The sequence below is a fragment of the Aeromonas aquatica genome, from assembly GCF_000764655.1.
In the GTDB taxonomy this organism is placed as follows: Bacteria; Pseudomonadota; Gammaproteobacteria; order Enterobacterales; family Aeromonadaceae; genus Aeromonas; species Aeromonas aquatica.
Map to the genome: position 1 here is coordinate 86590 of NZ_JRGL01000101.1, position 13498 is coordinate 100087.

Below are 13498 nucleotides of genomic sequence, written 5' to 3' on the forward strand. Positions count from 1 at the left end.
TTCCTGTCCACAGACCCTGACCTCGAGAAGAGGCGCGAGGGTAGCATTCCATGGCGCAATTACCAAGGGGGCGGCGGCCATGGCCGAAAGGAGAGCCGCGTCAATTTTTGACATAAACTTTATGACATTGATAGATAGAGCATTATATTGAGGTAAGTCATCACCTCGTGATGAGCTGTCCTACAATAAGTCCTAAAACCCAATAACGCATGGATGTGTATATGTTTGGGCTATTCAGCAAAGGATCCCTCCTCTCCTTGGCGGGTATTGATTTTGGCAGTCAAACCATCAAGGCCGTCACCCTCAGCGGACGTCCCGGCAAGGTGCATCTCGAATCGGTCGCCGAGATAGCCACGCCCAAGGGCACGTTGGTCGATTACCAATTGCAGGATATCGAACGGGTCAGCCAATCCCTCAAGTCACTCAAGCGCCTCATTCAGGGGGAGTGCGAGCACGTGGCCACCGCGGTGACTGGCTCCAACGTCATCACCAAGGTCATCCAGGTCGATGCCAAGATCAGCGACAGCGAACTGGAGAGTCAAGTCCAGCTGGAAGCGGAGCAAATCATCCCTTTCCCCCTCGATGAGGTCAGCCTGGATTTCGAGATCCTCGGCATGACGACCGACGAGGCCCGCCAGGAGGTGCTGCTCAGCGCGGCCCGTACCGAAAGCGTCAGCGGCCGGGTCAGTGCGCTCACCGAGGCGGGCATGATCACCAAGGTGGTGGACGTGGGGGCTCATGCGCTCGGACGCGCTGTGCTGGCCTGTCTGCCCGAGTTGCAGACAGCGGATAAGCCGATCGGCATCATCGATATCGGTGCCAGTGCCATGACCTTTGCCGCCCTGCTCAGAGGCCAGATCATCTACTCCCGCTTGCAGAACTTCGGGGGCGATCAATACAGCCAGGCCCTAGCGTCTTTTTACAGCATGAGTCTGGAGGAGGCCGAGCTTGCCAAGATCAAGGGCAACTTGCCTGCGGATCATGAAGTCGATGTGCTCTCACCCCATCTCAGTTCGCTTGTGCTTCAGGTAAGGCGCAATGTGCAGCTGTTTTGCAGCTCGTCGGGCAACAAGGAACTATCCAGACTGGTGCTGACAGGAGGTGGCAGCTTGTTGCCGGGCCTGGCTCAGCAGATAGGTCGCGAGCTTAATTGCGATGTCTTGCATCCCGATCCCTTCGTGTTGTTTGGCAAACCCAAGGGAGATGGGGGGGAAACTCATGGGGCCAAGTACATGGCTGCGTTGGGTCTGGCACTGCGGAGCTTCACACCATGTCAAATATAAACCTCCTGCCCTGGCGAGTGGCCAGGGCCCAGCACCAGAAGAAGCAGTTTGGCGCCATGATCGGGATTTTTCTGGCGGCGACAGCATCCTTGGCGTTTGCCATCGACTGGTTGGTGATGCAGCAGATTGGTTATCAGCAACAGCGCAATCAACGGCTGCAACAGGAGATGGCCATACTCGATGCCCAACTCGGGGAGATACGGTTGCTCAAGGATCGACGCAAGGAGCTGATCGATCGCATGCAACTCATCGAGCAATTACAGACGCAGCGCAACATACCGGTGCGCCTGTTCAACCAGTTACCCGTGCTGGTGCCCAACGGGGTCTACCTCAATACCCTTGCACTGCAAAACAACCGGATCGATGTCAACGGCAAGGCCGAAGCCTATGGACGGGTTGCCAGCATGATGAGGCGCATCGACAGTTCGGGTTGGCTGGGGCAATCACAAATCAGCACCATCTTCACGGCAGACGTGGCTCCCGTTGCACTCAGCCAGTTCTCCATGATGTTCCAGATTGCTGGCACGACCCTGAATGTCGCTAAGGGGCAAGAATGAACCTGCAACAGCTCAATGATCTGGATCTCAATGACATAGCCCGCTGGCCCAAGGTGGCAAAGGGGGTCTTCATTTTGTTCTGTTGTGCCTTGCTTGGCGGTGCCATCTATTACTACGTGATTGCCAATTCTCTGACGGCACTGCGCCAGGAGGCGGGTAAAGAGAATGAGTTGAAGGCCCAGTTCGAGAGCAAGGCCATGCTGGCCGCCAATCTGGGAGCATACAAGAAACAAATGGTGCAGCTTGAACAGTTGGTGGATACCCAGCTCAAGCAGTTGCCCAATACCCATGAAGTGGCGGGGCTGCTGGATGACATCAGCTTCATTGCCACCGACAACGGTCTCAAACTGAACAGGATCAACTGGGAGGCCGAGATCCAGCACGAGTTTTCAACCGAGCTTCCCATGCGTATCGAGGTGGTGGGTACCTATCACGAGCTCGGTAAATTCACGGCCGACATGGCCGCCTTGCCGCGTATCGTGATCCTGGAGTCCTTCCTGCTCAATCAAAGCAAGGAGCAAGGAGAGATGATTGGCATGTCCATGCAGGCCAAAACTTACAAATACAACGGTAAAACCGTGGAGCAGAAGCCATGAGCATGAGAGTGATCGGCCTCCTCTTGCCGGTGCTGTTGTTAACGGCTTGTGGCGGACAGGAAGACATGGATGAATATGTGCAGCAAACCAAGGCAAGGCAGCCCATTCCTATCGAGCCTTTGCCGGAAATAAAGCCATTTACTCCAATGGCCTATCAGCGAAGTGATCAACGCAGCCCGTTCATTGAGCCTCAGCCAGAGACCAGCTCCAGGATCGATGCCAAGGCCAAACCGGATTGCGCCCAGATAGTGGCCAATCGAGACAAGGAGGTATTGGAGCGCTATTCGCTGGCCAGCCTGAGCATGAAGGGCTCGATTGGTAAACAAGGACAGTTGTGGGCCTTGATCAATACGCCAGACGGACAGGCGGTACGGGTCGGGCTGAATCAATACATAGGGCTGGATCAGGGAAGAGTCATCAAGATCACGAACACCCATGTTGACTTGATGGAGACGGTACCGGATGGCAAAGGATGCTGGGTCACCCGAGAAACTCAGCTGGCCATGGCCAATCTCGACGCAAAACTATGATCAGGGATGAGCAGAGATGAGAACAACAATAAGCAGGATGACCGGCGTGGCGCTGCTGTGTCTTGGTGTATGTGGTCAGGTGTGGGCAGTACCAACGTTGCAGGAGGTCAAGGTGAATCCACTGTTGGCCGATCAGCTCTTGTTGGAACTGAGTTTCAGCGAGCCGGTGAGCAGCTTTACCGACAGACTCTCTTATGAACCCAATCAGCTACTGCTGCATGTGCCAGGTGCAGTAGGAGCGTTGACGGTCAATCCGTTGCCCATCAAACAACAAGGGGTGGACAGCCTCAAGGTAGAGGGCAAGGGAGAGGGGCTCGATATCAAGATAGCGCTCGATCAGTTGACGCCCTATCAGGTCCATCAACAAGGCAATAAACTGCTGGTGTCATTGGGAGAAAAGGTCAGTCAATCGACTGTGACCGCTGCAGCGTCTCCCACGACGACTTCATCGGCGCTTGTCAGGAGCCAGCCGGTGACGCAGTCGGCCTTGGTTGATACCCAGCGGATCGCCCAGAACCAATCTCAGTACCAGCCCGCGGCTGTCTCCTCTCCCGTGGCGGCTCCCGCCCCTGTTGCCGCCAGTAAACCTGTGTTGTCCGTCTCGCAGGCGAATACAGACGGTGCTTATTTCAACTCAGTCAAGGGGGTGGATTTTCGCCGTGGCAAGGAGGGACAGGGGGAGTTTCTCGTTACCCTGGACAACAGCTCGGCGGCGGTAGACGTCAGCAGCCGTGGTCAGAAGGTATTGGCGAAGTTCCATGGGACCCGGATACCGGACGATCAGCTCAATCTCATCAACGTGCAGGATTTCGCAACCCCGGTTTCCCAGGTGGAGGTCTTCCGCCAGGGCAACGACACCCTGTTTGAGATCTCGGTCAATGGTCAGTTTGATTATCGCTACGATCAGGCCGACAAGATGTTCATCATAGAGGTGAAGAAGCGTGTCGCCACGACCGCGGCTAAGCAGTATCAGGGCAAGCCTATTTCCTTGAACTTCCAGGATATTCCTGTGAGAACCGTGCTGCAGATCATCGCCGACTTCAATAATCTCAACCTGGTGACCACGGATTCCGTCTCCGGCAACATCACCCTGCGTCTCGACGGCGTGCCCTGGGAGCAGGCGCTGGACATCATTCTCAAGGTCAGGGGGCTGGATAAGCGGTTGGATAACAACATTCTGCTGGTGGCGCCGGCGGATGAGATTGCCGCCCGTGAGAAGCAACAGCTGGAGAGTCGCAATCAGGTGGCCGATCTGGCGCCGCTGTATACCGAATATCTGCAGATCAACTATGCCAAGGCGGCCGAGGTTGCGGCCTTGCTCTCCTCCGAGAGTACCAAGCTGCTCTCTGTCAGGGGGGCGGTGAGTGTAGACGAGCGGACCAACGTACTGGTGGTCAAGGACACGGCGGATGTCATTGGCAACGTCAAGCGGATGCTGGATATCCTCGATATCCCGGTCAAGCAGGTGGTGATCGAAGCGCGCATGGTGACCATAGATGACGGCTTCGATGAGGCGCTGGGGGTGCGTTGGGGGGTGACCAAGACCGATGGTCATGGCAATGGCACCTCGGGCACCATAGAGGGCAACGACGGGTCGGGCAACAATGCCAGTACCTCCGCCATTACCCGGCCAGATGTCGAGGACAGGTTGAACGTCAATCTGCCGGTGACCAATGCCGCCGGTACCCTGGCATTCCAGGTGGCGCGCCTGGCGAACGGTACCTTGCTGGATCTCGAGCTCTCGGCACTGGAAAAAGAGAGCAAGGCCGAGATCATCGCGAGCCCGCGTGTCACTACCGCGAACCAGAAGCCGGCCCTGATTGAGCAGGGTACCGAGATCCCCTATGTGGAGTCTTCCTCCAGCGGGGCAACCTCGGTCACCTTCAAGAAGGCGGTGCTGAGCCTCAAGGTGACGCCGCAGATCACCCCGGACAACAGGGTGATTCTGGATCTTACCGTGACCCAGGATACCAAGGGGGAAACAGTCCCGACCGGTACCGGGGATGCCGTTTCCATCAACGCCCAGTCGATCACCACTCAGGTGCTGGTCAACAACGGCGAGACCCTGGTGCTCGGTGGCATCTATCAGCAGACCATCAAGAGCGATGTCAGCAAGGTGCCATTATTGGGCGATATTCCCGGCCTTGGCTATCTGTTCAAGAAAACCACCAGTGAGAACAAGAAGCGGGAATTGCTGATCTTCGTGACCCCGCGGATAGTCACCGACGCCCTCTGAAAACTTTACATATGAGGGTAAAACACATATAACCTTACGCCCCAATGAAGCTGGGGCGTAAGGGCTGCGGTTGCCAGTCCTGATTTCTATTGAGATAATCCCCCTCCTGATCCATCGCAAGATAAGGTTCATAGGTACCCCGGTCGAGTGTTTACCGGGGCCATACAGTTTGTAATTACTAACGAAAAGACATGGCTGAGAAACGCAATATTTTCCTGATAGGTCCCATGGGTGCGGGCAAGAGCACCATAGGTAGACATCTGGCAGAACAACTGCACATGGAGTTTTTCGACTCGGATCATGAGATTGAGCGCCGCAGTGGTGCCGATATCGGCTGGGTGTTCGATGTTGAAGGCGAAGAGGGTTTCCGGATCCGCGAAGAGAAGGTCATCGGTGATCTTGCTGAACAGCAAGGCATCGTGCTGGCCACGGGAGGCGGCGCTATCAAGAGTCGCGAAACCCGTAACAAGCTCTCTGCGCGTGGCATAGTGGTCTACCTCGAAACCACCATTGAAAAGCAGCTGGCACGTACCCAGAGAGACAAGCGTCGCCCCCTGCTGCAAACCGAAGAGCCGCCGCGTGAAGTGCTTGAGCGTCTGGCGCAAGAACGCAATGCCCTGTATGAAGAAGTGGCTGACTTTGTCATCCAGACCGATGATCAAAGTGCAAAAATTGTTGCTAATCAAATTGTTAAGTTGATTGGCATGTAATCAATAGAGGACGTCCATGGAAAGGTTGAAGGTCGAATTGGGTGAACGCAGCTACCCGATTGAGATAGCTGCTGGTCTGTTGCAACGCCCCGAGGTGCTGACGCAGACCATCAAGGGCAAGCGGGTCATGATAGTGACTAACACCATCGTTGCCCCCTTGTATCTTGAGCAGATCATTCAGTTGCTGTCCGGTTTTCAGGTGGAACACCTGATCCTGCCGGATGGCGAGGCCCATAAAACCCTGGCAACCTTCGAGCGGATCATGTCTGCTCTGCTGGAAACCAACCATGGTCGTGACACCACCCTCATCGCTCTGGGAGGTGGCGTGATAGGTGACGTTGTCGGCTTTGCTGCGGCAAGCTACCAACGTGGCATTCCGTTCATTCAAGTGCCTACCACGCTGCTCTCCCAGGTTGACTCCTCCGTCGGCGGCAAGACCGCCGTCAATCACCCCCTCGGCAAGAACATGGTGGGCGCTTTCTATCAGCCCAAACATGTCGTCATCGATACCGAATGCCTCAAGACCCTGCCTGCCCGCGAATTCGCAGCCGGCATGGCCGAGGTGATCAAATACGGCATCATTTGGGATGCTGAATTCTTCTCCTGGCTCGAAGCCAACATGGTGCGTCTGCAGCGACTCGATACGGATGCGCTCTCCTATGCCATTCGCCGCTGCTGCGAAATCAAGGCCGATGTGGTCGCGCAGGATGAGACCGAACACGGCGTGCGTGCCTTGCTGAATCTGGGTCACACCTTCGGCCATGCCATCGAAGCTGAGAAGGGCTATGGCAACTGGCTGCACGGCGAGGCGGTGGCGGCGGGCATGATGCTGGCGGCGGACACGGCCCTGGCCCGTGGCGATGTGACCGAACAACAGGTTGCACGGATCCGCGCCCTGCTGCTGGCGGCAGATTTGCCTGTTCAGGCGCCGCCCGAGATGGATTTCAACGCCTTCATTCGCCATATGCGCCGCGACAAGAAGATGCTGGAAGGCAAATTGAGACTGGTGTTGCCGGTCGGGATCGGCCAGGCCCAGGTGGTGGGTGATGTCACGGATGCACAATTGATGGCGGTGATCGAGTCTGGTCGTGACGAATAAACTGCTTAAACTCCCTTCCCAGCGGCAGCTGGTTGACCGGCTGCTGCACCTGATTGAGTTCAATCACCCTTTTATTTTTCTCTGTGGCAAACCCGGCAGCGGGCGTGGCACCCTGTGTGAATCCCTGCTGGGAAGACTGCCCGATACCGTACGGGTGGTGAGCCTCATCGGCAGCGCGGCCATGAAGATGGCCGACGTGCGCCAACTGTTGCTCCAGCAGGTGGTGGCACGCCCCCTGTTCAATGCGCAGGATGCGCTGGCAGACAGTTTCTTCCGCATGCTGGAGGGCCAATCCTCGGCCCTGCTGCTGCTCATTGAGCGCGCCGACGAATTGCCTGCCGAGCTGGCCGGGGAGCTGTGGGCGCTCTGTCGCCACAATGACACCCTCGAACATCCCCACAAGCTGGCGATCGTGCTCTCTGGCGGTGACGTCTGGTGTCGCAACCAGAAGGCTGGGCTCAAGGGGCGGGCCATGCCCGCACTCGAGCTGGAAGTCGCGCCACTGAGCGCGCCGGAGCAGCGTATCTTCTTGTATGAGAAGGCCAAAGAGCTCAAGATCCCGACAGCCCTCTTGCCCAAGCTGAAAGTGGAAGAGATCCTGAATGGAGCAAACGGACACCCGTCCGCCATCATGCAGTCATTGGAGGATATCATGACCGACAGAAGGCCCAAGAAACGTCAGGCCGAGTTGCCCGTCAAGAAGATAGCGACCGTGCTGGCACTGGCCGCCGCCGGCCTGCTGGCCCTGAGTTATCTTCCCCTGTTTGATGATAAGGGCAAGGAGGATTCCCAGGTGTCATCCGAGGGCACAGCTTTGCCCAATCCCGTTGTGGTCGATCCGCTCAATGCGGGGGGGGTGAGCGGGGCCCAGGCCAGTGCCACCTCGCCCGGCGAACCGGGTAACAATCAGGTCGCCCGGGACTGGCAGCCCGATGCCAAGACCTTGCCCAAGAAGGTCGAGAGCGAGACGGTCACCACGGAGTCGACCAATTACGAGGGGCGCCGGATCGTCATCTCCGACGAGGTGGTCGAGAAATTGATGAAGCAGCCCAACGTCAGCGGCGCCCTGCCCACCGCTGTGGTGGACGAGCTGACCGGCGCTGAGCCTGTGCCGACACCGGCGATGCAGCAATCTGCCGTCAAGGCTCAGGGCAGCGCGCCCGTAGCCAAGCCCGTTGTGGCGGCCGAACCCGTCGCCGCGCCGGCACCCAAGGTAGCGCTGACGCCGGTCGCCACGCTCAACAAGAAGGCCCGAAATCACTACAGCATCCAGCTGATGGGGGCGAGTAACACCCAGGCGGTTGATAGCTTCGTGGCCGAGCATGGGTTGGCGGGCAAGGTGTGGGTTTACAAGACCCGCTTCCGTGGCAGCCCCTGGTATGTGGTGGTGCAGGGGGATTACGTCAACAGCACCCAGGCCAAGGCGGCGATCCGCAAGCTGTCCCCGGCCCTGCTCAAGGGACAACCCTGGCCCAAGTCGTTTGCCCAGATACAAAAAGAGTTGAAGCAATAGCCATTCGCCCTGCGAAGGGGGTAGAATCGTCCCCCTTTTTTGAGCGTTGCCTTCTTAACACCGGATTTCCATGAAAAAAACACGCGCATTTTTAAAATGGGCCGGGGGAAAATACTCCCTGGTTGAAGAGATAGCCGAGCGGTTGCCGGCCGGGCGTGTGTTGCTGGAGCCCTTCGTCGGGGCGGGCTCGGTGTTTCTCAACACCGATTACGATGCCTACGTGCTCAACGACATCAATCCGGATCTGATCGGTCTCTACAATCACCTCAAGCAGCAGCCGGACAGCTTCATCGGCGAGGCGCGCAAGCTGTTTGTGGCCGAGTACAACCACAAGACCGCTTACTATCGACTGCGTACCCAGTTCAACCAGACCGAAGCCGGTTTTGAGCGGGCCCAGCTGTTCCTGTTCCTGAATCGTCACGGCTTCAACGGCCTGTGTCGGTACAACAAGAAGGGCGGTTTCAACGTACCGTTCGGTTCTTACAAGAAGCCCTATTTCCCGGAGAAGGAGCTGTGGGCCTTCGCCGAGAAGGCACAGAAGGCGACCTTCATCTGCGAGAGCTATGCCGATGCCATGGCCAGGGCAGAGGAAGACTGGGTGATCTACTGCGATCCCCCTTACGCGCCGCTCTCCACCACGGCCAGCTTCACCAGCTATTCGGCCGGTGGTTTCACCCTGGACGATCAGGCCCTGCTGGCCCGGTTGGCACGCCACACCGCCGCCCACAAGGGGGTGCCTGTGCTCATCAGTAATCACGACCTCGAGTTGACGCGGGAGCTGTATCGCGGTGCCCGGCTGGATGAAATCCTGGTCAAGCGCACCATCAGCCGCAATGGCGGCAGTCGCAACAAGGTGGCCGAGCTGCTGGCACTTTACCCGCCGGGCATAGCGCCGGAACAAGGTTACTATCCGAGCGAGACCGAGCTGGTTCCTCTGGGTTGATCCTCTGGCGGCACCTTCGGGTGCCGCTAGCGTTTTCGGGCCCAGAGACCGGTTTCGGTGGCTAGCTGCTGGCCTCTGCGGTTTCTTCCCCGCACTTGAGTCGTTTTCATCGGATATTGGCGGTAACGCTGGCGGTTCACTTTTTCTTCTCCCGGTTCGGACTGTTTTCGGTGGATATGGGCGGTAAAGCCGGTGGCTTGCGCTTCCTCCCCGTGTTCGGGTCGTTTTCATCGGATATTGGCGGTAACGCTGGCGGTCCACTTTTTCTTCCCCCTGTTCGGGCTGTTTTTGGTGGATATGGGCGGTAAAGCCAGTGGCTTGCGCTTCCTCCCCCTGTTCGGGTTGTTTTCGGTAGATATGGGCGGTAAAGCCAGTGGCTTGTGCTTCCTTCCCGTGTTCGGGTCGTTTTCATCGGATATTTGCGGTAAAATTGCGCCGCTTTTTCTGCCACGCTGCCAATGGATGACGCTGATGAAAGACTTTCTGATTGCCCCCTCGATCCTCTCCGCCGACTTCGCCCGTCTGGGTGAGGATGTCGCCAAGGTGCTTTCCGCCGGCGCCGATGTGGTGCACTTCGACGTGATGGACAACCACTATGTCCCCAACCTGACCATAGGCCCCATGGTCTGCCAGGCCTTGCGTGACTACGGCATCGAGGCGCTCATTGATGTGCACCTGATGGTCAAGCCGGTGGATCGCATCGTCCCCGATTTCGCCAAGGCGGGCGCCAACCTGATCACCTTCCATCCGGAAGCGTCCGATCACGTGGATCGCACCCTGGGTCTCATCAAGGAGCAGGGTTGCCAGGCTGGCCTGGTGCTGAACCCGGCCACCCCGCTCTCCTGCCTCGAGTATGTGATGGACAAGCTGGACGTGATCCTGCTGATGTCGGTCAACCCGGGCTTCGGTGGTCAGAGCTTCATCCCCGGTACCCTCGACAAGCTGCGTCAGGTGCGTCGCCTAATCGACGAGAGCGGCCGCGATATCCGTCTCGAGATCGACGGTGGGGTCAAGGTGGATAACATCCGCGAGATCGCCGCGGCCGGGGCGGACATGTTCGTGGCCGGTTCCGCCATCTTCGGCAAGCCGGACTACAAGGCGGTGATCGATCAGATGCGGGCGGAGCTGGCTCATGTCCGTTGAACGTCCCTTCGATCTGGTGCTGTTCGATCTGGATGGCACCCTGATCGACAGTGCCTCCCAGTTGGCGCTGGCGGTCAACCGTACCCTCTCCGATCTCGGGTTGGCCGAGGCCGACGAGGCAGTGGTGCGCACCTGGGTCGGTAACGGGGCCGACAAGCTGATCCAGCGTGCGCTGGATTACCGCGAGGCCCCCGAGTTGTTCCCCAGGGCGCGCCCGCTGTTCGACCAGCACTATCAGGCCTGCCTGCTGGAAGGCCTGGGCATGTATGAGGGGGTCGAACGGAGCCTGCGTCGCCTGCAACGGCTCGGTTACCGCCAGGCGGTAGTGACCAACAAGCCGAGCCACTTCGTGCAGCCCATTCTGGATGCCCTCGGCATCGCCGATTGCTTCGCGCTCTGGCTGGGGGGCAACTGCGTGCCCGAGAAGAAGCCGAGCCCGTCGCCCTTGCTGCACGCCTGCCACGAGCTGGGTGTCAGCCCGTCCCGTACCCTGATGGTAGGGGACTCCGAAAATGACGTGCTGGCCGCCCAGGCCGCCGGCATGAAGGTGGCGGGGCTCACCTATGGCTACAACTATGGCCGCCCCATCGCCGATTCCCGCCCGGATTGGGTATGCGAGCAATTTGTCCAGCTCGATGCCCTGCTGGCCGAGTAATGCCGCTGGCTGAACAACAAGGATTCACACTCTCATGACTAAACCAATCGTATTGAGCGGGGCCCAGCCCTCGGGCCAGCTGACCATCGGCAACTACCTGGGGGCCTTGCGTCAGTGGGTCAACATGCAAGATGACTTCGACTGCCTCTACTGCATCGTCGATCTGCATGCCATCACCACCCGCCAGGAGCCCGCTGCCCTGCGCAAGGCCTGCCTGGATGCCGCCGCCCTCTATCTGGCGGTGGGGATCGATCCGGCCAAGAGCACCGTCTTCATCCAGTCTCATGTGCCGCAACACGCCGAGCTCGGCTGGATCCTGAACTGCTACACCCAGATGGGCGAGCTGTCGCGCATGACCCAGTTTAAGGACAAGTCCGCCCGCTTCGAGAACAACGTCAACGTCGGCCTGTTCGGTTATCCGGTGCTGATGGCGGCGGATATCCTGCTGTATCAGGCCAATCAGGTGCCGGTCGGCAACGATCAGAAGCAGCATCTGGAGCTGACTCGCGACATCTGCACCCGCTTCAACAACCTGCACGGCGAGGTGTTCACCCTGCCGGAGCCCTTTATCCCGGCCGACGGCGCCCGGGTGATGAGCCTGCAGGATCCGACCAAGAAGATGTCCAAGTCTGATGACAACGAGGCAAACTTCATCGGCTTGCTGGAAGATCCCAAGCAGATCATCAAGAAGATCAAGCGGGCGATGACCGACTCTGACGAGCCGGCAGTGGTGCGCTTCGATCCTGAGAACAAGCCGGGGGTCTCCAACCTGCTGACCCTGATGTCCGGGGTGACGGGTCGCTCCATCCCCGAGCTCGAACAGCACTTTGAAGGCAAGATGTATGGCCACCTCAAGACCGAGACCGCCGAGGCCGTGGTCGCCCTGCTGGAGCCCATCCAGGCCCGCTTCCACGCGCTGCGTCAGGATGAGACTCATCTGCAGGCAATTTTGGCGGCTGGAGCACAAAAGGCGCGGGAAAGGGCTGAAAAAACCCTGACCAGCGTATATGATGTAGTCGGCTTCGTTCCTCGAGCCTGACATACTGGGAAGGTGTAGTAGGAGAGAGCTGGGTATCTGCCTGGCTTTCTTTGTTTTACCCGACCCTTATTCACGATTCCTTCTTCCAATGTCAAACGCGGGTATTTGCCCCAAGAGAAAGCATGTCTGTCGAATCAAATTCCGTGATTGAAGAACTGGGTGACAAGGGTCACTGGCTGCGCAAGTTTCGCAAGGCCAAGAACCTCAACACCCTGCAACTGATGGTCTCCAACGCCATCGACAAATACCACAAGACCCCGGCCATCGCCGCCGCCATCTACCTGGCCGAATGCCAGCGCGAGCGTGAAATGGAACAGGGCCGCTATCTGGATCGTTGATCCTTTGCCTTCGGTTATCCCATGCTGTTGTTGATCGATAACTACGACTCCTTTACCTGGAACCTGGTGCAATATTTTGGCGCCCTGGGCCAGGAGGTGGTAGTGAAGCGCAACGACGAGCTGAGCCTGGATGACATCATCCGGCTCGCCCCCCGCTATCTGGTGATCTCCCCCGGTCCCTGCACGCCGAACGAGGCGGGCATCTCTCTTGCCGCTATCCGCCAGTTCGCGGGCCAGATCCCCATCCTCGGCGTCTGCCTCGGCCATCAATCCCTGGCCCAGGCGTTTGGCGCCCGTGTGGTCCGTGCCCGCCGGGTGATGCATGGCAAGACGTCCCTCATTCGCCATAGGGGAGAAGGTGTGTTCAAGGGATTGAAGGATCCGCTGCGGGTCACCCGCTACCATTCGCTGGTGGTGGAGCGCGAGAGCCTGCCCGACTGTTTCGAGGTGACCGCCTGGAGCGAGCACACCGATGGCAGCGTCGACGAGATCATGGGATTGCGGCATAAAACACTGGCGCTGGAAGGTGTTCAGTTCCATCCGGAGAGTATTCTGAGCGAGCAGGGCCACCAGTTGCTGGACAATTTTTTAGCCGCCTCCTGAAAAAATCGTGATGCCCATCCCAGAATCGGAATGAGGCCAAAAATATTTTCTCTGACACTTTATTCACCCCTCTTCCTGCCCAAATTATCTCTTGCCAACCCCCCCTGAGCCGTTATGCAATGTGGCTGCCTAAAATCTCACAGGCAATCGAACATTGTTCCCTGTAACTCGACTTGTTGCAGACTTTTAGCTTTTTTTCTGTGACAATGCCGATGTGTTTACATGGATTTAACTTTTAAGCGGTGGATTATTC

Annotated in this window: 14 protein-coding genes; all 14 read left to right on the top strand. The window is 58.1% G+C overall.

Annotation, left to right across the window (positions count from 1 at the left end):
* Positions 1–221 precede the first annotated feature (221 nt).
* Positions 222–1283: a PilM family type IVa pilus assembly protein TapM gene (gene tapM / locus LG30_RS0112335; RefSeq protein WP_033131008.1), complete on the top strand. Its 1062-nt coding sequence runs from the start codon at positions 222–224 to the stop codon at positions 1281–1283.
* The gene (gene tapN / locus LG30_RS0112340) at positions 1271–1840 is read left to right on the top strand and encodes a PilN family type IV pilus biogenesis protein TapN (RefSeq protein ID WP_033131009.1); all 570 of its coding nucleotides are present in this window, start codon (positions 1271–1273) and stop codon (positions 1838–1840) included. The genes tapM and tapN overlap by 13 nt, the downstream gene beginning before the upstream one ends.
* Positions 1837–2436: a PilO family type IV pilus biogenesis protein TapO gene (gene tapO, locus LG30_RS0112345; RefSeq protein ID WP_033131010.1), complete on the top strand. Its 600-nt coding sequence runs from the start codon at positions 1837–1839 to the stop codon at positions 2434–2436. The genes tapN and tapO overlap by 4 nt, the downstream gene beginning before the upstream one ends.
* A gap of 2 nt (positions 2437–2438) precedes the next feature.
* On the top strand, positions 2439–2966 hold the full coding sequence (locus tag LG30_RS0112350) for a pilus assembly protein PilP (protein WP_033131103.1): 528 nt from the start codon (positions 2439–2441) through the stop codon (positions 2964–2966).
* Positions 2967–2982: 16 nt separating this feature from the next.
* The gene (locus LG30_RS0112355; RefSeq protein ID WP_033131011.1) at positions 2983–5202 is read left to right on the top strand and encodes a type IV pilus secretin PilQ; all 2220 of its coding nucleotides are present in this window, start codon (positions 2983–2985) and stop codon (positions 5200–5202) included.
* Positions 5203–5393: 191 nt separating this feature from the next.
* Positions 5394–5912: a shikimate kinase AroK gene (aroK, locus tag LG30_RS0112360; RefSeq protein WP_033131012.1), complete on the top strand. Its 519-nt coding sequence runs from the start codon at positions 5394–5396 to the stop codon at positions 5910–5912.
* Between the two features lie 16 nt (positions 5913–5928).
* Positions 5929–7011 (top strand): 3-dehydroquinate synthase, encoded by a 1083-nt coding sequence (gene aroB, locus LG30_RS0112365; protein ID WP_033131013.1) that lies wholly within the window; start codon positions 5929–5931, stop codon positions 7009–7011.
* Positions 7001–8524, top strand: coding sequence for an SPOR domain-containing protein (locus LG30_RS0112370; protein ID WP_033131014.1), 1524 nt, complete (start codon positions 7001–7003; stop codon positions 8522–8524). The genes aroB and LG30_RS0112370 overlap by 11 nt, the downstream gene beginning before the upstream one ends.
* A 70-nt stretch (positions 8525–8594) precedes the next feature.
* A complete protein-coding gene (locus LG30_RS0112375) occupies positions 8595–9467 on the top strand; it encodes a Dam family site-specific DNA-(adenine-N6)-methyltransferase (protein ID WP_033131015.1) in 873 nt (290 codons plus the stop codon).
* Between the two features lie 471 nt (positions 9468–9938).
* On the top strand, positions 9939–10610 hold the full coding sequence (gene rpe / locus LG30_RS0112380) for a ribulose-phosphate 3-epimerase (RefSeq protein ID WP_033131016.1): 672 nt from the start codon (positions 9939–9941) through the stop codon (positions 10608–10610).
* Positions 10600–11265, top strand: coding sequence for a phosphoglycolate phosphatase (locus tag LG30_RS0112385; RefSeq protein ID WP_033131017.1), 666 nt, complete (start codon positions 10600–10602; stop codon positions 11263–11265). The genes rpe and LG30_RS0112385 overlap by 11 nt, the downstream gene beginning before the upstream one ends.
* Positions 11266–11299: 34 nt before the next feature.
* On the top strand, positions 11300–12304 hold the full coding sequence (trpS, locus tag LG30_RS0112390; protein ID WP_033131018.1) for a tryptophan--tRNA ligase: 1005 nt from the start codon (positions 11300–11302) through the stop codon (positions 12302–12304).
* Between the two features lie 122 nt (positions 12305–12426).
* Positions 12427–12642 carry a hypothetical protein gene (locus LG30_RS0112395; protein WP_033131019.1) on the top strand — a complete coding sequence of 72 codons (216 nt, stop codon included), beginning with the start codon at positions 12427–12429 and terminating at the stop codon, positions 12640–12642.
* A gap of 21 nt (positions 12643–12663) precedes the next feature.
* Positions 12664–13245, top strand: a complete 582-nt coding sequence (locus LG30_RS0112400; RefSeq protein WP_033131020.1) for an aminodeoxychorismate synthase component II — start codon at positions 12664–12666, stop codon at positions 13243–13245.
* The last annotated feature ends 253 nt before the right edge of the window (positions 13246–13498 follow it).